Annotated in this window: 20 protein-coding genes; 4 read left to right on the top strand and 16 right to left on the bottom strand. The window is 71.6% G+C overall.

The window, feature by feature from the left end; translation table 11 throughout:
- Positions 1-114: 114 nt before the first annotated feature.
- Positions 115-930: a peptidylprolyl isomerase gene (locus ACFYO5_RS29300; RefSeq protein WP_388714323.1), complete on the top strand. Its 816-nt coding sequence runs from the start codon at positions 115-117 to the stop codon at positions 928-930.
- 143 nt (positions 931-1,073) lie between these two features.
- On the top strand, positions 1,074-2,303 hold the full coding sequence (locus ACFYO5_RS29295; protein ID WP_388714320.1) for a DUF349 domain-containing protein: 1,230 nt from the start codon (positions 1,074-1,076) through the stop codon (positions 2,301-2,303).
- Between the two features lie 431 nt (positions 2,304-2,734).
- On the opposite strand, the gene ACFYO5_RS29290 is transcribed toward ACFYO5_RS29295, so the two are convergent.
- From ACFYO5_RS29290 to pgsA, 15 genes are all read right to left on the bottom strand, one after another.
- Positions 2,735-5,287 carry a RelA/SpoT family protein gene (locus tag ACFYO5_RS29290; RefSeq protein ID WP_388714317.1) on the bottom strand — a complete coding sequence of 851 codons (2,553 nt, stop codon included), beginning with the start codon at positions 5,285-5,287 and terminating at the stop codon, positions 2,735-2,737.
- Between the two features lie 201 nt (positions 5,288-5,488).
- The gene (locus ACFYO5_RS29285; RefSeq protein ID WP_356567286.1) at positions 5,489-6,037 is read right to left on the bottom strand and encodes an adenine phosphoribosyltransferase; all 549 of its coding nucleotides are present in this window, start codon (positions 6,035-6,037) and stop codon (positions 5,489-5,491) included.
- Positions 6,034-7,149: a protein translocase subunit SecF gene (gene secF, locus ACFYO5_RS29280; RefSeq protein ID WP_356567284.1), complete on the bottom strand. Its 1,116-nt coding sequence runs from the start codon at positions 7,147-7,149 to the stop codon at positions 6,034-6,036. The genes ACFYO5_RS29285 and secF overlap by 4 nt, the downstream gene beginning before the upstream one ends.
- A gap of 3 nt (positions 7,150-7,152) precedes the next feature.
- The gene (secD, locus tag ACFYO5_RS29275; protein WP_388714312.1) at positions 7,153-8,907 is read right to left on the bottom strand and encodes a protein translocase subunit SecD; all 1,755 of its coding nucleotides are present in this window, start codon (positions 8,905-8,907) and stop codon (positions 7,153-7,155) included.
- Between the two features lie 136 nt (positions 8,908-9,043).
- Positions 9,044-9,550, bottom strand: a complete 507-nt coding sequence (yajC, locus tag ACFYO5_RS29270; protein WP_388714309.1) for a preprotein translocase subunit YajC — start codon at positions 9,548-9,550, stop codon at positions 9,044-9,046.
- Positions 9,551-9,736: 186 nt separating this feature from the next.
- Positions 9,737-10,831, bottom strand: coding sequence for a Holliday junction branch migration DNA helicase RuvB (gene ruvB / locus ACFYO5_RS29265; protein WP_356567278.1), 1,095 nt, complete (start codon positions 10,829-10,831; stop codon positions 9,737-9,739).
- 26 nt (positions 10,832-10,857) lie between these two features.
- Complete coding sequence (gene ruvA, locus ACFYO5_RS29260) at positions 10,858-11,463, bottom strand: Holliday junction branch migration protein RuvA (protein ID WP_356567276.1); 606 nt, start codon at positions 11,461-11,463, stop codon at positions 10,858-10,860.
- Positions 11,460-11,990 (bottom strand): crossover junction endodeoxyribonuclease RuvC, encoded by a 531-nt coding sequence (gene ruvC / locus ACFYO5_RS29255; RefSeq protein ID WP_356567274.1) that lies wholly within the window; start codon positions 11,988-11,990, stop codon positions 11,460-11,462. The genes ruvA and ruvC overlap by 4 nt, the downstream gene beginning before the upstream one ends.
- Positions 11,991-12,107: 117 nt before the next feature.
- Positions 12,108-12,860 carry a YebC/PmpR family DNA-binding transcriptional regulator gene (locus ACFYO5_RS29250; protein WP_356567272.1) on the bottom strand — a complete coding sequence of 251 codons (753 nt, stop codon included), beginning with the start codon at positions 12,858-12,860 and terminating at the stop codon, positions 12,108-12,110.
- A 48-nt stretch (positions 12,861-12,908) separates the two neighbouring features.
- Positions 12,909-13,517 (bottom strand): pyridoxal 5'-phosphate synthase glutaminase subunit PdxT, encoded by a 609-nt coding sequence (pdxT, locus tag ACFYO5_RS29245; protein WP_356567270.1) that lies wholly within the window; start codon positions 13,515-13,517, stop codon positions 12,909-12,911.
- Positions 13,518-13,522: 5 nt separating this feature from the next.
- Positions 13,523-14,428 (bottom strand): pyridoxal 5'-phosphate synthase lyase subunit PdxS, encoded by a 906-nt coding sequence (gene pdxS / locus ACFYO5_RS29240; RefSeq protein ID WP_356567268.1) that lies wholly within the window; start codon positions 14,426-14,428, stop codon positions 13,523-13,525.
- Between the two features lie 133 nt (positions 14,429-14,561).
- On the bottom strand, positions 14,562-15,107 hold the full coding sequence (locus ACFYO5_RS29235) for a hypothetical protein (RefSeq protein ID WP_388714302.1): 546 nt from the start codon (positions 15,105-15,107) through the stop codon (positions 14,562-14,564).
- Between the two features lie 533 nt (positions 15,108-15,640).
- Positions 15,641-16,807, bottom strand: a complete 1,167-nt coding sequence (locus ACFYO5_RS29230; protein WP_356567264.1) for a glycosyltransferase family 4 protein — start codon at positions 16,805-16,807, stop codon at positions 15,641-15,643.
- Complete coding sequence (locus ACFYO5_RS29225; protein WP_388714299.1) at positions 16,804-17,712, bottom strand: phosphatidylinositol mannoside acyltransferase; 909 nt, start codon at positions 17,710-17,712, stop codon at positions 16,804-16,806. The genes ACFYO5_RS29230 and ACFYO5_RS29225 overlap by 4 nt, the downstream gene beginning before the upstream one ends.
- Positions 17,709-18,389 (bottom strand): phosphatidylinositol phosphate synthase, encoded by a 681-nt coding sequence (gene pgsA, locus ACFYO5_RS29220; RefSeq protein WP_356567260.1) that lies wholly within the window; start codon positions 18,387-18,389, stop codon positions 17,709-17,711. The genes ACFYO5_RS29225 and pgsA overlap by 4 nt, the downstream gene beginning before the upstream one ends.
- Before the next feature lie 325 nt (positions 18,390-18,714).
- Here pgsA and ACFYO5_RS29215 point away from each other — a divergent pair, with 325 nt between their 5' ends.
- Positions 18,715-20,910 carry an elongation factor G-like protein EF-G2 gene (locus ACFYO5_RS29215; RefSeq protein WP_388714294.1) on the top strand — a complete coding sequence of 732 codons (2,196 nt, stop codon included), beginning with the start codon at positions 18,715-18,717 and terminating at the stop codon, positions 20,908-20,910.
- Positions 20,911-21,097: 187 nt separating this feature from the next.
- Positions 21,098-22,759 (top strand): hypothetical protein, encoded by a 1,662-nt coding sequence (locus ACFYO5_RS29210; RefSeq protein ID WP_388714292.1) that lies wholly within the window; start codon positions 21,098-21,100, stop codon positions 22,757-22,759.
- A gap of 201 nt (positions 22,760-22,960) precedes the next feature.
- On the opposite strand, the gene ACFYO5_RS29205 is transcribed toward ACFYO5_RS29210, so the two are convergent.
- Positions 22,961-23,521, bottom strand: coding sequence for an HIT family protein (locus tag ACFYO5_RS29205; protein WP_388714289.1), 561 nt, complete (start codon positions 23,519-23,521; stop codon positions 22,961-22,963).
- Between the last annotated feature and the right edge of the window lie 13 nt (positions 23,522-23,534).

The following is a 23,534-nucleotide window of genomic DNA, read 5'->3' as shown; positions in this document are numbered from 1 at the left end:
CGGCGCTGCCGAATCCTCAGCGAACCCATATACGGTACGGGGCACACGCAGGCGGTCGGCTCACTGGGCGCACGCGTACCGGTGGACATACGAGACCCATGAGGAGAGAACCCGGTGGTCACCCAGGAACAGCGCAAGCGTCAGCTCGCCCGGGAGAAGTTCTTGCGGCAGCAGCAGCGCCGTACGGCACTGCGACGCAAGGCACGCGCTCGCAACGCGGTGATCGCGTCGGTCCTCGGCGTGATCCTGGTGGGCAGTCTGGCGCTGTACACGACCGGCGTCCTCAAGGACGACGACAAGGCGAACGCCGCCGCGGAGGCGACCCCGTCGCCCTCGCCCAGCGCCGTCAAGGACCCGTGCGAGAAGCCCGCCGCGGGCGCGGTCAAGACGCAGACGTGGAAGAAGGAGCCGGCGATATCGATCGACAAGTCGGCGAAGTACACGATGAAGCTCGCCACGACCTGCGGTGAGATAGACGTCGCCCTGAAGACGTCGGCGGCCCCGCACACCGTGAACTCCTTCGCCTTCCTCGCCGGCAAGGGCTACTTCGACCACACCAAGTGCCACCGGCTCACCACTAACGGCATCTTCGTGCTCCAGTGCGGCGACCCGACGGGCAGCGGCAGCGGCGGCCCCGGCTACACCATTCCGGACGAGAACCTCAAGGACACCAGCCTCAAGGCGAACGTCTACCCGGCCGGCACGGTCGCGATGGCCAACACCGGTCAGGCCAACAGCGGCGGCAGCCAGTTCTTCCTCGTCTACGAGGACAGCCAGCTCCCGCCCAGCTACACACCGTTCGGCACGGTCTCCGAGGCCGGCATGGCCGTCCTCAAGAAGATCGCCGCCGCGGGCGAGAACACGGGCGCCGGCGACGGCGCCCCGAACGCCACCGTGGTGATCGACAAGGCGACGGTCGCCAAGTCCTGATGGCAGGGCGGTCGACCGCCCAATTTCGGTCGTGCTGGATGCGGACAGGCGGCCCGCCGGTCGCCTATGTTGGCCGTGACGAAACTGTGGACGATGCCCAGGGGCGCCGAAGCCCCTCGCAGGCATCATGTGGAGGAGGCGCTGTGAGCAGCGACCCGTGGGGCCGCGTCGACGAGACGGGGACCGTGTACGTGCGTACGGCCGAGGGCGAGCAGGTCGTCGGTTCCTGGCAGGCCGGCTCCCCCGACGAGGCGCTGGCCTACTTCGAGCGCAAGTACGAGGGCCTGGTTGTGGAGATCGGCCTCCTCGAGAAGCGGGTGCGGACCACCGACCTGTCGTCGAAGGACGCCCAGGTCGCCATCGACCACATCCGCGAGCAGGTGGACGCGCATCACGCGGTCGGCGACCTGGACGCGCTGCGGACCCGGCTGGACAAGCTGGTGGCGACCGTCGAGGAGCGCCGCGAGGAGCGCAAGCAGCAGCGGGCCAAGCAGTCCGACGAGGCCCGCAAGGCCAAGGAGGACCTGGTCACGGAGGCCGAGCAGCTGGCGCAGTCCGACCAGTGGCGGGCGGCCGGTGAGCGGCTGCGGGCGCTGGTGGACACCTGGAAGGGGCTGCCGCGCCTGGACCGTAAGTCGGACGACGAACTGTGGCACCGGTTCTCGCACGCCCGCTCGGCGTTCTCCAAGCGGCGCAAGGCCCACTTCGCGCAGCTCGACGCGCAGCGCGAGGACGCCCGCCGGGTCAAGGAGCGGCTGGTCGCCGAGGCGGAGGCGCTGTCGAGTTCGACGGACTGGGGTCCCACGGCGGCGCGCTACCGGGACCTGATGACCGAGTGGAAGTCGGCCGGCCGTGCCCAGCGCGAGCACGAGGACGACCTGTGGAACCGCTTCCGCGGCGCGCAGGACGTCTTCTTCGCCGCCCGCGGCTCGGTCTTCGCGGAGCGCGACGCCGAGCAGACGGAGAACCTGAAGCTCAAGGAGGAACTGGCCGAGGAGGCCGAGAAGATCCTCCCGGTGACGGATCTCAAGGCGGCGCGGGCGGCCTTCCGCTCGGTCAACGAGCGCTGGGAGGCCATCGGCCATGTGCCCCGCGACGCCCGCCCCAAGGTGGAGGGCCGGATGCACGCGGTGGAGCGGGCGATCCAGGAGGCCGAGGAGGCCGACTGGCGCCGGACCAACCCGGAGGCACGCGCGCGTGCCGAGGGTCTGACCGGTCAGCTCCAGGCGGCCGTGGACAAGCTCCGCTCGCAGATCGAGCAGGCGCGTGCCCAGGGCAACGGCGCCAGGGCCGACAAGCTGGAGCGTGAGCTGGAGGGCCGTCAGGCACTGCTGGACCAGGCGCTCAAGGCGCTCCAGGAGTTCGGCGGCTGACACCACCCGTCGGAACCGGCCTCGCGGCCCGGCTGTGGGAGACCACGGCCGGGCCGTTCGGCGTTCTCCGGGCCTCCCCGGTGTCGTAGGCCTCCCGCGGCCCGGGGCCTCGGGCAGGCGTCCCGCTGCGCGGGCAGGACGGCCGCCTCGTCCCAGAGGTGCTCGGGCACGTCCTCGTCCGGACGGGCGGCCTCCGGGAACGGCTGTTCCGCCCGCGCGTCCCGTACGGCGTCCTCGCGCGCCCGGCCGGTCACCAGGCCGGCGAGGGTCTCGGTGCCGCCGTAGGTGAGGGGCAGGAGGAGGACGTCGCAGGACGGTCTCGGCGTTCCGGCCGGCCGGCCGCCGCCGGTGGCACCTGCGCTGATCCGTCCTGTCCGGGACCGCCCGTGCCACTCCCCCGTCCCCGTCGGCTCCTGCCGTTCGCCCGTGGGTTACGGCCTGCGCGCCGACGTCACCCGGTAGACGTCGTAGACGCCCTCGACCCCGCGGACGGCCTTCAGGACGTGTCCCAGGTGCTTGGGGTCGCCCATCTCGAAGGTGAAGCGGGAGGTGGCGACGCGGTCGCGGGACGTCTGGACGGCCGCGGAGAGGATGTTGACGTGCTGGTCGGACAGGACACGCGTGACGTCCGAGAGGAGACGGGAACGGTCCAGCGCCTCGACCTGTATGGCGACCAGGAAGACCGAGGACTGGGTGGGCGCCCACTCCACGTCGAGGATGCGCTCCGGTTCACGGGAGAGCGAGTCGACGTTGACACAGTCGGTGCGGTGCACCGACACGCCGCTGCCGCGCGTGACGAAGCCCATGATCGGATCGCCGGGGACGGGCGTGCAACAGCGGGCCAGCTTCACCCACACGTCGTCGACGCCCTTGACGACGACGCCCGGGTCGTTGCTGCTGCGCCGCTTGCGGCCGCGTCCCCGGGACGGGACCGTCTCGTCGATCTCCTCGCTCGCGGCCTCCTCGCCGCCGAGGGCCTGCACCAGCTTCTGCACGACGTTCTGCGCGGCGACATGGCCCTCGCCGATCGCGGCGTACAGCGAGGAGATGTCCGGGTAGCGCATCTCGTGCGCGAGCGTGACCAGCGAGTCGCCGGTGAGGATGCGCTGGATCGGCAGGTTCTGCTTGCGCATCGCGCGGGCGATGGCGTCCTTGCCCTGCTCGATCGCCTCGTCTCGGCGCTCCTTGGAGAACCACGCCCGGATCTTGTTGCGGGCGCGCGGCGACTTGACGAAGCCCAGCCAGTCACGGGAGGGCCCGGCACCGGCCGCCTTGGAGGTGAAGACCTCCACCAGGTCGCCGTTGTCCAGCGTCGACTCCAGTGGTACGAGCCTGCCGTTGACCCGTGCTCCTATCGTCCGGTGGCCGACCTCCGTGTGGACCGCGTACGCGAAGTCGACCGGCGTCGCCCCGGCCGGGAGCGCTATGACGTCGCCCTTGGGCGTGAAGACGAAGACCTCGTTGCGGGACAGGTCGAAGCGCAGGGACTCCAGGAACTCGCTTGGGTCCTCGGTCTCCTTCTGCCAGTCCAGCAGCTGGCGCAGCCACGCCATGTCGTTGAGGTGGTCGTCCTTGCCCTTGCCGGACGACTTGGGGGCGTCGCTGCGCACCTTGGAGGCACCGGCGACGGCCTCCTGCTTGTACTTCCAGTGCGCGGCGATGCCGTACTCGGCGCGACGGTGCATGTCGAACGTGCGGATCTGGAGTTCGACGGGCTTGCCGTTGGGGCCGATCACGGTGGTGTGCAGCGACTGGTACATGTTGAACTTGGGCATCGCGATGTAGTCCTTGAACCGGCCGGGGACCGGATTCCATCGCGCGTGCACGGTGCCCAGGGCCGCGTAGCAGTCGCGGACGGTGTCCACGAGGACGCGGATGCCCACCAGGTCGTAGATCTCCGCGAAGTCACGGCCGCGGACGATCATCTTCTGGTAGACGCTGTAGTAGTGCTTCGGGCGGCCGGTGACGGTCGCCTTGATGCGGGCGGCGCGCAGGTCGGCCTGGACCTCGTCGGTCACTATGGCCAGGTACTCGTCACGCTTCGGTGCCCGCTCGGCCACCAGCCGGACGATCTCGTCGTACATCTTGGGGTAGAGGATCGCGAAGGCGAGGTCCTCCAGCTCCCACTTGATGGTGTTCATACCCAGGCGATGGGCGAGCGGCGCGTAGATCTCGAGGGTCTCGCGCGCCTTCTTCTCCTGCTTCTCGCGCTTGAGGTAGCGCATGGTGCGCATGTTGTGCAGGCGGTCGGCCAGCTTGATGACCAGGACGCGCGGGTCCTTGGCCATGGCGACGACCATCTTGCGGACGGTCTCGGCCTGCGCGGCCTCGCCGAACTTGACCTTGTCGAGCTTGGTGACGCCGTCGACGAGGAGGGCGACCACGTCGCCGAAGTCACGGCGCAGATCGTCCAGGCCGTACTCGGTGTCCTCGACGGTGTCGTGCAGCAGGCCCGCCATGAGGGTGGCGGGATCCATCCCCAGCTCGGCCAGGATCGTCGTCACCGCGAGCGGGTGGGTGATGTACGGGTCGCCGCTCTTGCGCTTCTGGCCGCGGTGCCAGCGCTCGGCGACCTGGTAGGCCTTCTCGATCTGGCGCAGCGTCGCGGTCTCGATCTTCGGCTCGTTGCTGCGCACTATCCGCAGCAGCGGTTCCAGGACCGGGTTGTACGGGTTCGCGCGCTGTCCGCCGAGCCGGGCGAGGCGGGCCCGGACGCGGTTGGAGGAGCCGGAGCGGGCGGACTGCTGCGCAGGGGCCGGGCGGGCGGCGGGCGCGGCCGCCGGGCGGGCCGCGGGCGGGCCGGCGGGGCTCTCGCGCGGGGCGGGCTTGGGGCGGGGCTGCTCGGCCGGCTGCTCGACGGGGGCGGAGCGGTCGTGCTCGACCGGCCCGCCGGCGTCGTTCTGCGCTTGCGACGCGGGAGTGGCCGCGGGCTCCGAGGGGGACTCGGGCTCGGCGGCGGTCAGATGCTGGGCCTCGTCTGGCAAGAGGGCTCCTCGTGCGCGATCCGGGTGCCCCGGTCAGGCTCCGGAGCACCCATCGTAGCGATTCCGGGCTCCGAGATCGCCTCCGGACCGGTGTGAGAGCGGTCTACCCGGGAAACGCAAGGGGCGGGCACCGGATTCCTCCGGTCCCGCCCGCTTGCCGTGCGAGGCTTCCGCACCGTGCGCGGTCACGCCACGGCGCCGTCAGATGGTGAGCAGTGCCTCCAGCGGCGCTCCGGCCAGGGCGGCCTCCAGCCGGGGCCGGCCGTTGAGGAAGCCCAGCTCCATGAGGACGGCGACGCCCGCGACCTGGGCGCCCGCGCGCTGGATGAGCTGGATCGACGCCTCGGCGGTGCCGCCGGTGGCGAGGACGTCGTCGACGATCAGGACGCGGTCGTCGGCGCTCAGGTCCTCGGCGTGGATCTCGATCTCGGCCGAGCCGTACTCCAGCTCGTACGCCTGGGCCAGGGTGGCTCCGGGGAGCTTGCCCGCCTTGCGCACCGGGACGAAGCCGAGGCCGGCCCGGACGGCGACGGGGGCGCCGAGGATGAAGCCGCGGGCCTCCAGACCGACGACCTTGGTGGCGCCGGTGCGCTCGGCGATCTCCGCGAACGCGTCGGTGAGCGCGGTGAACGCCGTCGGGTCCGCGAGCAGCGGGGTGATGTCCTTGAACATCACGCCCGGTTCCGGGTGGTCGGCCACGTCCCGGATGCGGCTGAGCAGCAGCGTCGTGACGTCGGTGGTCCCGGTCATCGGCGCTTCCCCGAGGGACGGCCGCGGCCGCGGCCGCGGGAGGCGGGCTGGCTGCGCGGACCGACGACCGCCGCCTCGGCGTCCTCCGGGTCCTCCGCACCCCCGTCGTAGCCGTAGGGCTGCGCGGGCTCCTCGTCGGCGTGCGACTGGGCGCGCTTGGCGAGGACGCGCTTCCTCAGGGCCTTCACCTGCGGTTCGCGTTCCTTGAGGTCGGCGACGAGCGGGGTAGCGATGAAGATCGAGGAGTAGGCACCGGCGGCCAGGCCGACGAACAGCGACAGGGAGATGTCGTTGAGCGTGCCCGCGCCCAGGAAGCCGCCGCCGATGAACAGCAGGCCCGCGACCGGGAGCAGCGCGACCACCGTGGTGTTGATGGAGCGCACCAGGGTGCCGTTGATCGAGCGGTTCGCGATCTCGCTGTACGTGAAGCGGGTCTGCTTCGTGAGGTCCTTCGTCTGTTCCTTGAGGGAGTCGAAGACGACGACCGTGTCGTACAGGGAGTAACCGAGGATGGTCAGCAGACCGATCACCGTGCCCGGCGTGACCTCGAAGCCGACGAGGGCGTAGATGCCGACGGTGATGGTGATGTCGTGGATCAGGGCGACGAGCGCGGCGATGGCCATCCGCCACTCGAAGGCGATCGCCAGGTAGATCACGACCAGGACCATGAAGATCGCCAGGCCCTGCCAGGCCTTGTTGGCGATCTGGTCACCCCAGCTGGGGCCGACGAGGTCCGACGCGATCGACTCCGGGTCGACCTTGAAGTCCTTGGCCAGCTCGTCCTTGACCGTGTCGGACTGCTTGGTGTCCATGCCGGCGATCTGGATGCGCACCGAGCCGTCGCCGAGCTTCTGCACGACCGCTTCGTGGCCCGACGCCTCCTCGGCGGCGGTCTGCGCCTGCGAGATGGAGATGGAGCCGTTCTTCGCCGTGGTGAAGACGGCACCGCCCTGGAAGTCGATGCCCATGTTCAGGCCGCGCACCGCCAGGCCGACGATGGCCGTGATGGTGATCAGGATCGAGATGCCGTACCAGATCTTGCGGTGACCGATGAAGTCGTAGCTGATCTCACCACGGTGGAGCCGGGCGCCGAGGCTGCCGAGTTTCGACATCGCTCACGCCTCCTTCGTCTCGACGGGACCGGCGGCAGGACCGGAGGGACGGCGGGTGCGGCGCAGTGGCGGCTTGGCACCCAGGCTCTTCGGGTCGAGGCCGGACCACTTGTGGCCGCTCGCGAAGAACTTGCGGCGGGCGATCAGCGTCATCAGGGGCTTGGTGAAGAAGAAGACCACGACCACGTCGAGGACGGTGGTCAGACCGAGCGTGAACGCGAAGCCCTGGACCTTGCCGACGGTGACCAGGAACAGCACCGCGGCGGCGAGGAACGACACGAAGTCGGAGACCAGGATGGTGCGCCGCGCGCGCGGCCAGGCCCGCTCGACCGCGGGACGCAGGGAGCGTCCCTCGCGGATCTCGTCCCGGACCCGTTCGAAGTACACGATGAACGAGTCCGCCGTGATGCCGATGGCGACGATGGCACCGCAGACGGCCGGCAGGTTGAGGGCGAAGTGGATGGTCGGGCCGAGCAGCGACATGATCACGTACGTCAGCGCGGCGGAGACCAGCAGCGAGGCGATCGCGATGAGCGACAGGCCGCGGTAGTAGGCCACGAGGTAGACGATGACCAGGCCGAGACCGATGGCGCCCGCGAGGAGACCGGCGCGAAGCTGGTCACCGCCGAGCGCGGCGGTCACCGTCTGGACGCCCGACTCCTCGAAGGTGAGCGGGAGCGCGCCGTAGGACAGCATGTTGGCGAGGCCCTGGGCCTCGTCCTGCGTGAAGCTGCCGGAGATCTGGGCCTGGCCGCCGGCGATGGAGGAGCTGACGTACGGGCTGGAGACGACCTCGCCGTCGAGGACGATGCCGAACTGGTTCTGCGGCTGCTGGTTCTGGGCGAGCTTGCCCGTGATGTCCGCGAACTTCTTCGCGCCCTTGGAGTCGAACTTCATGTTGACCTGCCAGCCCGCGGCACCCTGGGTGTCGAAGAGCGCCTTGGCCTCGTCGACCTCGGTGCCGTCGACGGCGGCCGGGCCGAGCAGGTACTTGTACCAGGCGCCCTCGATCTGACCGCAGGCCACGGTCATGTCGGCGGGCTTGACGCCGTCGCCGATCGCGGACCGCTGCGACTTCTTGGTGCAGTCCAGGGCGGCGTACTTCGCCTGGAGCGCGGCCTCGCCGGTGGCGGTGCCCGCGGGCGCCGAGGGGCTGGCGGAGGCGCTCGCCGAGGGCGACGGGCTGGAGTCGGCCTTGAGCGCGTCGGTGACGGCGCGGCCCTGGGAGCTGACGGAGGGCGACGGGGAGGTCGAGGAGGAGGCCTTCTCACCCGCGGAGGCGCTGGTGGAGGGGCTCGGCGAGGCGGCCGGGGAGCCACTGGCCGAAGGGCTCGGCGAGCCGCTCGCGGCGGCACCGCTGGGCTCACTGGCCAGCACCGGGCGGAAGTACAGCTTGGCGGTGGTGCCGACCTGCTCCCGGGCTTCCTTGGAGTTGATGCCCTTGGGGATGTTCACGATGATGTTGCGGTCGCCCTGGGTCTGCACCTCCGCCTCGGAGACGCCCAGGCCGTTGACACGGCGGTTCATGATCTCGACCGCGGTGTCCATGTTCGCCTTGTTGATGGCGGACCCTTGGTCGGCCTTCGCCTCGAGCGTGATGCTCGTACCGCCGGCAAGGTCGATGCCGAGACGCGGAGTCGTGTGGCCGGAGAGGAACATGCCTCCGGTGAGCCCCACGATGGCGATCAGGATCAGGACCAGCGAGCGCCACGGCTTGCTCTGGGCACTCGCGCTCCGGCCCTTCTTAGGTGCTGCCACCTTCTCGTACTCCCTCTCGGGCCGCCTCGCGCCGGGTCAGCGCGGCAACGGCCATGACATGGTGTCGGGATCCCCTAGGTGCGAGACTGCGCGCGCCCGAGGCCCGCGGGACGGGCCCGCGTGCCCCGGGTCGTGGCTACTTCTTCTCGTCGGAGTCGCCGTCGGTCTTCTTCGGCCCTCCGTCGGCCTCGGCGGTCTTCTCCTCGGCGGTCTTCTCGACGGCGCCGGCCTCGGTCTCGCCCTTCTTGCCGAGGTCGACGGGCTGGTCGTCGGAGGCGGCGGCGTCGGCGGACCCGTCGGTCCCGGTGAGGGAGGAGGCGTCGTCGGGGACGACGTCGGCGTCGGACTTCAGGTCGTGCTCGATGCCGTGGACGATGCGGTTGTACTCGTCGTCCGTCAGCACGGCACCGATCGAGTTCTTCGCGAAGAGCAGGTCCACACCCGGGCCGGCGTCGAGGAGGACCGTGTCCTCACTGACCTCCTTGACCGTCGCGTACATGCCCCCGATGGTGCGGACACCGCTGCCGGGCTGCATCTGGTTGCGCATGTCCACGGCCTGCTGCTGCTTCTTCTTCGCCGACCGGGTCATCAGGAACATGGCCCCGATGAGCACCAGGGGCAGGAGGAGGGTCATGAAACTCACGGGTCGGTACTTCCTTCACGCGACCGCGATGGTGAGCGGCCTGATGGTTGGGGGTGTGCGCGCTGCCGACAAGGGCGGCATCGGCGGAGTCTAAGCGAGTCCGCGCGCAGTGAACAACGCTCAGCATGGCACCAGGGTTCCTGGTACCGCCATCGTCCTGTCCGATCCCGGACGGACGCCGCGCCGTCACGCCCCGAAGAGGTCCTGTTGTCCGTTTCCCGCGGTGGCGGGGCGGGGCGGGGTCAGGCCCAGGTGGGCCCAGGCGGCGGGGGTGGCGACCCGGCCGCGCGGCGTGCGGGCGAGCAGGCCCTCGCGGACGAGGAAGGGTTCGGCCACCTCCTCCACGGTCTCGCGCTCCTCCCCCACCGCCACGGCGAGCGTGGACAGACCGACCGGTCCGCCGCCGAACAGCTTCAGCAGGGCGGTCAGGACGGCGCGGTCGAGGCGGTCGAGGCCGCGGGCGTCGACCTCGTAGACCTTCAGCGCGGCCTCCGCGATCTCGCGGGTGATCACGCCGTCGGCCTTCACCTGGGCGTAGTCCCGGACGCGGCGCAGCAGGCGGTTGGCGATGCGGGGCGTGCCGCGCGAGCGGCCGGCGATCTCGGCGGCGCCGAGGGTGTCGATCTCCACGTCGAGGAGGTTCGCCGAGCGGTGGATCACCCGTTCCAGTTCGGCCGGTTCGTAGAACTCCATGTGCGCGGTGAAGCCGAAGCGGTCGCGCAGCGGGGGCGGCAGCAGGCCGGCCCGCGTGGTGGCGCCGACCAGGGTGAAGGGGGGCAGCTCCAGGGGGATCGCGGTGGCGCCGGGGCCCTTGCCGACGATGACGTCGACGCGGAAGTCCTCCATCGCCATGTAGAGCATCTCCTCGGCGGGCCGGGACATGCGGTGGATCTCGTCGAGGAAGAGGACCTCGCCCTCCTGGAGGGAGGACAGGATCGCGGCCAGGTCGCCCGCGTGCTGGATGGCGGGGCCGCTGGTGATCCGGATCGGGGCGCCCATCTCGGCCGCGATGATCATGGAGAGGGTGGTCTTGCCGAGGCCCGGGGCGCCGGAGAGCAGCACGTGGTCGGCGGTCGCGCCGCGCGCGCGTGCGGCGCGCAGCACGAGGTCGAGCTGTTCGCGGACCTTCTCCTGGCCGATGAACTCGCCCAGGTCCTTGGGGCGCAGGGCGGCTTCGACGGCCTGGTCCTCGCCGTCGGCGACGGAGCCCACCAGCCGCTCCGCTGCGGGGCCGGCGAGCCCCTCGTCGGCGGTCGCGTCGGTCGGGTCGTCCCAGTTCATGTGGTGTGCCTCGGCAAGGTAGGGGGTCAGCGGGCTCGGTTGAGGGTCTGCAGCGCCGCCTTCAGAAGCCGGCCGACCTGGGGTGTGCCACCGGCGGCCTCGGCCTGCGGTGCGACGGCGGTGACGGCCTCCTCCGCCTCGCGGGTCGCGTAGCCGAGCCCGATCAGGGCAGCGTGCAGCTGGTCGCGCCAGCCCTGGGTGACGGGCGTGCCGACCGCGGGGGCGCCGATCGGCTCGCCGAGGCGGTCCTTCAGCTCCAGCAGCAGCTTCTGGGCGCCCTTCTTGCCGATGCCGGGGACGGCGGTGAGGGCCCGCTCGTCACCGGTGGCGACGGCGCGCCGCAGGGCGTCCGGCGAGTGGACGGCCAGCATGGCCTGGGCGAGGCGCGGCCCGACCCCGCTCGCGGTCTGGAGCAGCTCGAAGACCTGGCGCTCGTCGTCGTCGGCGAAGCCGTACAGGGTGAGGGAGTCCTCGCGGACGACCAGTGCGGTGGCCAGTCTCGCCTCCCGGCCCACGCGCAGTGCGGAGAGCGTGTCGGGGGTGCACTGGACGGCGATGCCGATGCCGCCCACCTCGACCACCGCGGAGCCGGGGGCGAGGGCGGCGACCGGTCCGCTCACGAAGGCGATCATCCCGTACGGCCTTTCGATGCGTGCAGGGCGACGGCCTGCTGGAGTCGGTTCTGCGCGGGGGCGCGCCAGATGTGGCAGATGGCGAGGGCGAGGGCGTCGGCGGCGTCGGCGGGCCTGGGGGGTGCGTCGAGCCGGAGCAGCCGGGTCACCATGGCGCCGACCTGTGCCTTGTCGGCGCGGCCGCTGCCGGTGACGGCGGCCTTGACCTCGCTGGGTGTGTGCAGGGCGACGGGGATGCCGCGGCGGGCGGCGCACAGCATGGCGACGGCACTGGCCTGGGCGGTGCCCATGACGGTGCGCACGTTGTGCTGGCTGAACACGCGCTCGACGGCGACGAATTCGGGCCGGTACTCGTCCAGCCACTGCTCGACGCCCTGCTCGACGGCGACGAGGCGCTGCCCCAACTCGGCGTCCGCGGGCGTCCGTACGACGCCGACGCCGAGCATCGTGAGCGGTCGGCCGGCGACGCCCTCGACGACGCCCACGCCGCATCGCGTGAGACCGGGGTCCACCCCGAGTACGCGCACGCGCCCTCCCCTCGTGATCTCTGACGGTCGTCAGGCTATCCGCTGCCACTGACAACGACGTCGGGCCGGTAGGACGTGTCCCACCGGCCCGACGGATCCGCTCAGTTCGCGGCGGCGCTACGCGTCGACCTTCTCCATGACCTCGTCGCTGACGTCGAAGTTGGCGAAGACGTTCTGCACGTCGTCGCTGTCCTCGAGCGCGTCGATCAGCTTGAAGATCTTCCTGGCGCCCTCCTCGTCCAGTTCGACCTGCATGGTCGGGACGAAGTTGGCGTCGGCGGAGTCGTAGTCGATGCCGGCGTCCTGGAGGGCGGTGCGGACCGCGACCAGGTCGGTGGCCTCGCTGATGACCTCGAAGGACTCACCGAGGTCGTTGACCTCCTCGGCGCCGGCGTCCAGGACGGCGCCGAGCACGTCGTCCTCGGACAGCTCGCCCTTGGGGACGATGACGACGCCCTTGCGGTGGAAGAGGTACGACACCGAGCCGGGGTCGGCCATGGAGCCGCCGTTGCGGGTCATGGCGACGCGCACGTCGGAGGCGGCACGGTTGCGGTTGTCGGTGAGGCACTCGATGAGCACCGCGACGCCGTTCGGGCCGTAACCCTCGTACATGATCGTCTCGTAGTCGGCACCGCCGGCCTCAAGGCCACCGCCGCGCTTGATCGCGGAGTCGATGTTCTTGTTGGGGACCGACGACTTCTTCGCCTTCTGGACGGCGTCGTAGAGCGTGGGGTTGCCGTCCAGGTCGACACCGCCCATGCGCGCCGCGACCTCGATGTTCTTGATCAGCTTCGCGAAGAGCTTGCCGCGCTTGGCGTCGATCACGGCCTTCTTGTGCTTCGTCGTGGCCCATTTAGAGTGGCCGGACATCTGCCTGTCTCCTTCGCGTAACCCATCTCTGCGTGAACGCCAGAGATCCTACAAGGACTCCGGTGTCCGGTTGGCGCGCACCATCTCCACGAACAGGGAGTGCACGCGGTGGTCGCCGGTCAGCTCCGGGTGGAACGAGGTGGCCAGCGCGTTGCCCTGGCGGACGGCGACGATGTGGCCCTCGTGCTCGGCGAGGACCTCGGTGCGGGCGCCGACCGACTCGACCCAGGGGGCACGGATGAAGACGCCCTCCACGGGATCCCCCTCGACGCCCTTGACGTCGACCGCCGCTTCGAAGGACTCATTCTGCCGTCCGAAGGCGTTGCGGCGCACGATCATGTCGATGCCGCCGACGGTCTCCTGCCCCGAGCGCGGGTCGAGGATCTTGTCGGCGAGCAGGATCATGCCCGCGCAGGTGCCGTAGACGGGCAGGCCGGCCCGCACGCGCGCGCGGAGGGGCTCCAGCACGCCGAAGAGGACGGCCAGCTTGGAGATGGTGGTGGACTCGCCGCCGGGGATGACCAGGCCGTCGACCTCGGCGAGTTCTTCGGGGCGCCGGACCGGCCTGGCCACGGCGTCGGCCGCGGCCAGGGCGATGAGGTGCTCCCGTACGTCGCCCTGGAGGGCCAGGACGCCGATGACAGGTGCGTCGGTCATGGTGACTACCAGCCGCGGTTGGCGTAGCGCTCGGCCTCGGGGAGGGTGTCGCAGTTGATGCCGACCATGGCCTCGCCGAGGTTGCGGGACGCGTCCGCGATGATCTTCGGGTCGTCGTAGAAGGTGGTCGCCTTCACGATGGCGGCGGCGCGCTTGGCCGGGTCGCCGGACTTGAAGATGCCGGAGCCGACGAAGACGCCCTCGGCGCCCAGCTGGCGCATCAGCGCGGCGTCGGCGGGGGTGGCCACGCCACCGGCGGAGAACAGCACGACCGGCAGCTTGCCCAGCTCGGCGACCTCCTTGACCAGCTCGTAGGGGGCCCGCAGGTCCTTGGCGGCGGCGTACAGCTCGTTGTTGTCGAAGCCGCGGAGCCTGGCGATCTCGTTCTTGATCTGGCGCAGGTGACGGACCGCCTCGACCACGTTGCCGGTGCCGGCCTCGCCCTTGGAGCGGATCATCGCGGCGCCCTCGGCGATGCGGCGCAGCGCCTCGCCCAGGTTGGTGGCGCCGCAGACGAAGGGGGTGGTGAACGCCCACTTGTCGGAGTGGTTGACCTCGTCGGCCGGGGTGAGGACCTCGGACTCGTCGATGTAGTCCACGCCGAGGGACTGCAGGACCTGGGCCTCGACGAAGTGGCCGATGCGGGACTTGGCCATGACCGGGATGGAGACCGCTTCGATGATCTCCTCGATCATGTTCGGGTCCGACATCCGGGCCACGCCGCCGTCCTTGCGGATGTCGGCGGGAACCCGCTCCAGGGCCATGACGGCGACGGCGCCCGCGTCCTCGGCGATCTTCGCCTGCTCCGCGTTGACGACGTCCATGATCACGCCGCCCTTGAGCTGCTCGGCCATGCCGCGCTTCACGCGCGCGGTGCCGGTCTCGGGGGCCTGGTTCTGGGTGCTGGACACGGGTTGACCTCACTGAAGGGAAAGAGGGCTTTCTACCGCACCGAGGTAACGCGAGTGGACCAGTCCACAGCAAGGGCCAATGGGAAGGCGGTGGATCCTTTTGGGTTCCCGGCGGCGGCCCGTCGCGGTGCGCTCACGCGCGCGAACGCTCGGTGAGCACGGCGGGCGGCTCGTCGTCCATCTCGAAGGCCATCGGAAACGGCGCGTGGCCGGCCAGCCGGAACCAGCGCACCTTGCGGTGCTCGCGCAGCCTGCGGGCCCCGCCCACCGCGTCGTTGTGGAAGCGGCGGGCCATGGGCACCCGCAGGACGGCCTCGGTCAGCTCGTGCGCCGCGGCCTCTCCCCCGGGCACCTCACGGACGGCCTCCACCTGCTGTACGTCCGCGAAGACCGCTCGCAGCGCCTGGCTCAGGTCGCTCTCGGCGACCTCCCGCTGCTCCTCCTCGGCCTGCCGGGCGGCGTGCGCGGCCTCGTAGAGCACGATCGAGGCGGCCGGATCGAGCACGCCGGAGGTGGCCAGTTCCTGGGCCACGGACGCCCTGCGCAGGAGTTGTGCGTCCAGTGCGGCGCGGGCGGCGTCGATACGGGCGTGCAGCCGGTCCAGCCGTCCCGCCGTCCAGCTCAGGTAGAGGCCGATGGCGACGAGGACGACGAGGATCCAGATCAGGGTTGCGGTCACGGGCCGCAAGGCTAGTCGCTCCGCAGGCCCGGCCGGAGTGCCCGCGGCGGGCGCCCTTCTGAGGCCACCGCCCGCACACCCCTCGCGGGCCCTGTCCTCAGCGGCGTGCCAGGCCGCACGCCCCGCAAACCCGGGGAGCCCCGTCGTCGTCCGCCGCCACCAGCGCCGCGTGAGGCTTACGGCCACGGGCGGCAAGGCCGACCGCTCCACGGGACCCGCCGGAGTGCCTGCGGCGGGGCCTTTCTGAAGCCACCGCCCGCACACCCCTCGCCGGCCCTGTCCTCAGCGGCGTGCCAGGCCGCACGCCCCGCAAACCCCGGGAGCCCCGTCGTCGTCCGCCGCCACCACCGCCGCCGCCGCCGCGTGAGGCTTACGGCCACGGGCGGCAAGGCCGGCCGCTCCACGGGACCCGCCGGAGTGCCTGCGGCGGGGCCTTTCTGAAGCCACCGCCCGCACACCCCTTGCCGGCCCTGTCCTCACGCGCCGGACGGGCAGCGCGTACCCGCCCGGCGTTGTCAGGACCGCCCCACGCGTCAGTCGCGTGCCAGGCCGAACCGTGCCCGCAGGCCCGGGGAGCCCTTGTCGTCCGCCGCCACCGCCGCCGCGCCCGCCGTGACCGTCTCGTACACGGAGAGGATGTCCGCGCCGACCGTCGACCAGTCGAAGCGCCGGACGTGGGCGCTGCCCCGCTCGCGCAGGCCGGCCCGTCGCTCGGGGTCGCCCAGCAGCCGTACCGCCGCTTCGGCGAGCGCGGCCGCGTCCTCGTTGGCGAACAGTTCGCCCGCGCTGCCGTGGTCGAGCACCTGGGCGAAGGCGTCGAGGTCGGAGGCGAGCACCGGGGCACCGGCGGACATGGCCTCGACCAGGATGATGCCGAAGCTCTCGCCGCCGGTGTTGGGGGCGACGTAGAGGTCGATGCTGCGCAGGAAGCGGGCCTTGTCCTCGTCGCTGACCATGCCGAGGAACTCGACACGGGAGCGCAGCTCCTCGGGGAGGTTCTCGACGGCCTCCTTCTCGTCGCCGCGGCCCGCCACCAGCAGGCGCGCGTCCGGACGCTCGGCGAAGATCTTCGGCAGGGCGGCCATCAGCACCGGCAGGCCCTTGCGGGGCTCGTCGATGCGTCCGACGAAGCCGATCGTCCCGCCCTGCCACTCGGGGTTGGGTTCGGCGCGGGCGAAGAAGTCGACGTCCACGCCGTTGGGGATGACCACGGCATCCCCGCCGAGGTGCTCCACCAGGGTGCGGCGGGCGTACTCGCTGACCGCTATCCGCGCGCTGATCTTCTCCAGGGCGGCCTGGAGGATCGAGTAGGCGGCGATCATCGCGCGCGAGCGCGGGTTCGACGTGTGGAACGTCGCCACGATCGGGCCCCGCGCCGCCCAGCAGGTCAGCAGGCCGAGCGACGGCGAGGTCGGCTCGTGGATGTGGACCACGTCGAAGGCACCGTCGTGCAGCCAGCGGCGCACCCGGGCGGCGCTCAGGAAGCCGAAGTTCAGCCGGGCCACCGAGCCGTTGTACGGCACCGGGACGGCGCGGCCGGCCGAGACGACGTACGGCGGGAGCGGGGTGTCGTCGTCGGCGGGGGCGAGGACGGAGACCTCGTGGCCGAGGCGGATGAAGTACTCGGCGAGGTCGCGGATGTGGAACTGGACGCCACCGGGAACGTCCCAGGAGTAGGGGCAGACGATGCCGATTCTCACGCGGGTCCCTTCGCGGGGTCGAGATCGGCGAGCCACAACCGCTGGAGCATGTGCCAGTCCTCCGGATGGTCGGCGATCCCCGTGGCGAAGGCGTCCGCCAGCGCCTGTGTCATGACGGACGCCCGCTCCGCCCGCGTACCTGACCCGGGTACGTCGATCGGGGGATGGACGCGGCCCCGCATGACGGGCGAGTCGTCGTACCAGAGGGTGACGGGGAGCAGTGAGGCGCCGGTCTGCTGGGCGAGAAGGGCCGGTCCGGCGGGCATCCGCGCGGTGGCGCCGAAGAACTCGACCTCGACACCGGACGCGGACAGGTCGCGGTCGGCGACCAGGCAGACCAGGCCGCCCTCGCGCAGTCGCCGGGCGAGGGTGCCGAAGGCGGTGCCGCCGCTGTGCGGCAGGACCTCCATGCCGAGGCCCTCGCGGTAGGCGACGAACCGGTCGTAGAGCGTCTCGGGCTTGAGGCGCTCGGCGACCGTGGTGAACGGGGCGCCCAGCTTGGTGGTGACCCAGGCGCCGGCGAGGTCCCAGTTGGCCAGGTGCGGCAGCGCGACGACGACGCCGTTGCCGGCCGCGAGGCCGTCGGTCAGGTGGTGCAGGTCCTCGGGTTCGAACCCGGACGCGATCCGCTCGGGGCTCCAGGCGGGGAGCCGGAAGGACTCCATCCAGTAGCGCAGGTAGGAGCGCATGCCCGCGCGGGACAGCTCGGCCAGCCGCTCGGGGCTCGCGTCCGGCACCACGCGCGCGTAGTTGCTCTCGAGGCGCTGGACGCCTTTGCCGCGCTGCTTCCATGCGAGGTCGGCGATGGTGCGCCCGAGGCGGACCGCCGCCGGCTCGGGGAGCTTCTTGACGGTGCTCCAGCCGAGTCCGTACAGCCCGTCGGTCAGCTGGTCGCGTGCGCTCACTGGGCGGTCTCACGCCCCTCGGTCTCCTGCTGGGCCGCCGCGGTCGCCGCATCGGCCTCCGCCGCCTCGCGCCGGACCGTGACCACCCGCTGGATCAACGTGACCAGGCTGCCGACGGCGACCAGCCACAGGGCGACCGGCAGCAGGTACTGGATGCCCGGCACCCCGAACGCGTGCAGGCCCGCGAGCCCGGCGGCGACCAGCGACACCACCAGCCGCTCGGCGCGCTCGACGAGCCCGTTGACCGCGACCGGCAGGCCGATCGACTCGCCGCGCGCCTTGGTGTACGACACGACCTGACCGCTGGCCAGGCAGAAGATCGAGACGGCGCACAGCACGTTGTCGTCGCCGTGGCCCGCGTACCAGAGGGCGAAGCCGCCGAAGACCGCGCCGTCGGCGACCCGGTCGAGCGTGGAGTCCAGGAAGGCGCCCCAGCGGCTGGAGCGGCCGAGCTGGCGGGCCATGTTGCCGTCGACGAGGTCGGAGAACACGAACAACGTGATCACGACCGTGCCCCAGAAGAAGTGGCCCCTGGGGTAGAAGACCAGCGCGCCGGCGACCACGCCGGCGGTGCCGAGCAGCGTGACCGTGTCGGGGCTCACGCCCCGGCGGATGAGAAACGCGGCGAACGGTGTGAGGACACGCGTGAAGAATGCACGCGCGTACTTGTTCAGCATGGCCTTCCCGACGGTCGTATGGCCGCGCGGCCCCTGCTGGCCACCGGCTGGCCCATCGTAGCGACGCGCGTGGGTGTGCGACCGTCGGGCACCCGGGCCCGGTGTCACCGCGCGGCCGCGCCGGGGGCACGGCGGGTCGCGCCGGCGCCCGTGCCGGCGGCCTCGTCGGGTCCTCCGTATGGACGCACCGTGACGGGAGTGGAAAGCTCGAAGGACCGCGGGCGTCGCCGGAGCCGCCACCGCTGGGGGTGCCCCGGACGGAGTCTGGGGGAGGAACCGCCGTGTCCGCGCCCCGATGACCTCACCGTGCACGGGAGGCGGAATTATGGGCGACAAGGCGCACACACACACCGGAGCCGCCGGCAGGGCCACGGCGGCCGACCACCCCGCGTCCGTACGGAATGTGGTGCTGGTCGGCCACTCCGGATCGGGCAAGACGACCTTGGTGGAGGCTCTCGCGCTGACGGCGGGAGCGGTGAACCGGGCGGGCCGTGTGGAGGACGGCGGCACCGTCTCCGACTACGACGACATCGAGCACCGTCAGCAACGCTCGGTGCAGCTCTCCCTGGTGCCGGTCGAATGGGACGGCATCAAGATCAACCTCCTCGACACCCCCGGGTACGCCGACTTCGTCGGGGAGCTGAGGGCCGGTCTGCGCGCCGCGGACGCGGCCCTCTTCGTCGTCTCGGCGTCGGACGGCGTGGACGGCTCGACCCGCATGGTGTGGGAGGAGTGCGCGGCCGTCGGCATGCCGCGCGCGATCGTCGTCACGCACCTGGAGGCCGCGCGCGCGGACTTCGAGGAGATGACGCGGATCTGCGCGGAGGCCTTCGGCGGCGACGACCCCGACGCCGTGCTGCCGCTGTACCTGCCGCTGCACGGCCCGCAGGCGCCGGACGGGCACGCGCCCGTGACGGGTCTGACCGGGCTGCTGTCGCGCAAGCTGTTCGACTACTCCTCCGGTGAGCGCGAGGAGTCCGAGCCGGGCGAGGCCGAGCTGCCCGGGATCGAGGAGGCCCGTGACCGGCTGATCGAGGGGATCATCGCCGAGAGCGAGGACGAGACCCTCATGGACCGCTATCTCGGCGGCGAGCAGATCGACGTCAAGACCCTGATCCAGGACCTGGAGAGGGCCGTGGCGCGCGGCACGTTCTTCCCCGTACTGGCCGCGGCCCCGGCCGCCGAGGGCGCCCGGCAGGGCATCGGCACCGTGGAGCTGCTGGAACTCGTCACCAGGGGCTTCCCGACGCCTCTGGAGCGCGAGGCGCCCCGCGTCACCACGGTCGACGGCGAGCCGCGCGCGCTGGACCTGTGCGATCCGGACGGGCCACTGGTCGCGGAGGTCGTGAAGACGGCCTCCGACCCCTACGTCGGCCGCGTCTCGCTGGTCCGCGTGTTCTCCGGCACCCTGCGCCCCGACCAGACCGTGCACGTCTCCGGGCACGGGCTCACCGACCGCGGCCACGAGGACCACGACGTCGACGAGCGCGTGGGCGCCCTGTCGGCGCCCTTCGGCAAGCAGCAGCGCGCTCTGACGCACTGCATCGCGGGCGACCTGGCGTGCGTGGCGAGGCTGAGCCGCGCGGAGACCGGCGACACGCTCTCCGCCAAGGACGACCCCCTGCTGATGGAGCCGTGGCAGATGCCCGACCCGCTGCTGCCGCTGGCCATCCAGGCGCACAGCAAGGCCGACGAGGACAAGCTGTCGCAGGGGCTGTCCCGGCTGGTGGCCGAGGACCCCACGATGCGGCTGGAACAGAACCGGGGCACCCATCAGGTGGTGCTGTGGTGCCTGGGCGAGGCCCACGCGGACGTCGCCCTGGAGCGGCTGCGCAGCCGCTACGGCGTGCAGGTCGACGTCGTCCCGCACAGGGTCTCGCTGCGGGAGACGTTCGCCGCCGGCGCCTCCGGGCGCGGACGGCACGTCAAGCAGTCCGGCGGGCACGGGCAGTTCGCCGTGTGCGAGATCGAGGTGGAGCCGCTGCCGGGCGGTTCCGGCATCGAGTTCGTGGACAAGGTCGTGGGCGGGGCGGTGCCGCGCCAGTTCGTCCCGTCCGTCGAGAAGGGCGTACGGGCGCAGGCCGCCAAGGGGGTCGCCGCGGGCCATCCGCTCGTCGACGTCCGGGTGACCCTGCGCGACGGCAAGGCGCATTCGGTGGACTCCTCCGACGCCGCCTTCCAGACGGCCGGGGCGCTCGCGCTGCGGGAGGCCGCGGCCGGCGCGAGGATCCATCTGCTGGAGCCGGTGGCCGAGGTGGGTGTGCTGGTCGGCGACGAGTACGTGGGCGCCGTGATGAGCGACCTCTCGGGGCGGCGCGGACGGGTGCTGGGCACCGAGCAGACGAGCGGCGGTCGCACGCTGGTGCGCGCGGAGGTGCCCGAGATCGAGATCGGCCGGTACGCGGTCGACCTGCGTTCCCTCTCGCACGGCACGGCCCGCTTCCACCGCGCGTACGCCCGCCACGAGCCGATGCCGGCGCAGGTGGCGGAGCGTCTGCGCCAACAGGAGCGGGCGGGGTAGGGGTTGGGGGGCGGCCACCCTCAAGTGGCCGGTACGGAAGGCGTTCCTCCGTTACGGCGGGCGGCTTCGGCCGTCCGCCGACGGATGTCCGTGCCTGGATATACGCTGATGACCTGATCAACAGGTGTGCGGAGCACGGAAGTCGGGAAGGCCGCAGGAGCGACAGTCGCGGCGATCGGGGGCGGGAATGACCGTTGGCAGCGGTTACGCGGACTTCTTCGGGCCACAGGTGCCGCAGCAGGGCGAGGGCGGGCAGACGCCGACCTTCGCGCTGGCCTCGGCCGCGTACCGGGACAACCCCGTGGAGGACATCAAGAAGGCCGACAACGAATGGCACCAGACGGCGGTCGGCCCCGGCCGCAGCTGGGCCAAAATCTTCCGGCCCAACCTCGGCGAGGCGTTCTCCCAGGCGGTGATCGACCGCATGCTGGGCGTCGGGCGCAAGCCGCTGATCCAGTCGTTCGGCAGCGAGCCGCAGGTGGTCGTCGAACACTGCCTGGCCGCCAACCGGATCCGGCGGGAGCGCGACAAGAAGCTGACCGGCGTCATGGTCCTGTGCGGTCTGCTGTTCCTGCCCGGCCTGCTGGTGTGGCTGCTGGTCTTCCAGCTCCGGACCACCATGGTGAAGGGGGGCGACCGGCGGGTCTCCGGGCTGGCCACCGGTCTGCTCGTGGCCGTCGGCGCGCTCGCCGCGCTCTTCCTGCTGCGCATGCCGTTCTCCGGCCTGGCCGGGTGGTACGCGCGCGGTGCGGTCGTCGCGCCGGTGGCCGGCTGGTTCCTGGCCAAGCGCATCTGCGAGGGCACGGCGAAGGACCTGCGCGAGCGCTGGGACAGCCTGCTGTCCGGCAGCAGCGTCGGCGCCAAGGTCCCGGAGGCGGTGCCGACCAGCCCGAACCAGACGGCGGCCGAGCAGCTGCGCCAGTCCCTGGCCCGGTTGAGCGCCGAGCAGCAGTCCAACTCCGTCTTCTACGCCGGTCCCAAGGGGATACTCGGCATGGGCACCCGCTGGGGTGCCTGGCACCTCGCGGAGGAGCTGACCCCGATCGACCCCGTCAAGGGCGTCCACGAGTTCCGCAGCTGGACGATCGTCCGGGCCGTCCACGACCAGCTCCAGCTGCTGCACCGGCAGAGCCTGAAGACCGGCGGTTTCCCGCCTCCTTCGGTACGGCACTGGATCGTCACGCCGGTCGGTGAGAACGCCAAGGCGGTGGCCCGGCCGGAGGGCACCGACGTGGAGGCCTACCAGGTCAAGCCGAGGGCCGTGGAGGACATCTGCAACAACCAGCAGTTCGGCGGCGGCGACCGGCACTACCTGGGCGTCCAGTGGCCGCTGTGGGACGGCCAGTTGATCATCACCATGCTGATCACCGTGACCGTGCTGCACGAGACGCTGCGCATCGAGGTCACCGGCCATGCGCTGGGCCCGGTGAACGCCCTGTTCACCACCAAGCCGGAGGCCCCCACGAGGGAGGTCGCCAAGACCGTCCGGTTCTGGGAGACCCGGAAGATCAGCCTGCCGCTGGTCACCGCCGACGAGGTGGTACGGGTGGCCGCGCGCGCCACGATCAGCTGGTACCCGCCGCTGCTGAACTGGCTCGGCGGCTCGATAGGCCTGCCGGAGCCGTTCGGCCTGCGGCACGCCTGGGCCGACCAGCCGTGGCGGCACCGCTTCATGGCCGACGACGCGCTGCGCGCGGCCACGCCGGTGCTGAGGGCGGTGCACTCGGCCGCGCTGCGGGTGCTCAAGGAGCACGACGTGGACACCGAGAAGTTCAGCTCGCGCTCGTCGGTCCTCAGCGGCGCGGTCCAGGACCTGACACCGAGGAAGGCCGACACCTACGACGCGTAGGCCTCCGGCGGTGGGGCGGGGTCACTCGCGCGGGCCGGGGACCGGTGCGCTGGGGCCGGTGCGCTGAGGCCGGTGCGCTGAGGCCGGTGCGCTGAGGCCGGTGCGCTGAGGCCGGTGCGCTGGGGGCCACGCCCCCAGACCCCCCGCCTCGGCCCGGACGACCTCGGCCTCGTCCTCGAGCGCCGGACGGGCTGGGAACCGCTATGCGGTCGGCCAGGCCTCCGCCAGCATCTTGCGGGTGTCCGCCAGGAGCTGCGGCAGCACGCGCGTGTGGCCGACCACCGGCATGAAGTTGGTGTCGCCGCCCCAGCGGGGCACGATGTGCTGGTGCAGGTGCGCGGCGATACCGGCGCCCGCGACCGAACCCTGGTTCATGCCGATGTTGAAGCCCTGGGCGCCGGACGCGGTGCGCAGGGCCGTCATCGCCTGTTTGGTCAGCTCGGCCAGCTCCGCGGTCTCCGGCCCGGTCAGGTCGGTGTAGTCGGCCACGTGCCGGTAGGGGACGGTCATCAGGTGGCCGCCGTTGTACGGGTACAGGTTCAGCACCGCGTACACGTGCTCGCCGCGCCTGACCACCAGGCCGTCCTCGTCGGACTTCGCCGGGATCGCGCAGAACGGACAGCCGTCGTCGGCTCCGGGGCCGGTGGGCTTGTTCTCGCCCTGGATGTAGGCCATCCGGTGGGGCGTCCACAGGCGCTGGAACGCGTCCTGCGTCCCCACTCCGATCTGCTGCTCCGGCTCACTCGTCATGCTAGGCAGCATATGGCTTCCCCCG

Origin of the sequence: Streptomyces sp. NPDC006259, from assembly GCF_042870975.1 — a bacterium.
GTDB lineage: Bacteria > Actinomycetota > Actinomycetes > Streptomycetales > Streptomycetaceae > Streptomyces.
This window is presented reverse-complemented; position numbering and strand designations above follow the sequence as displayed.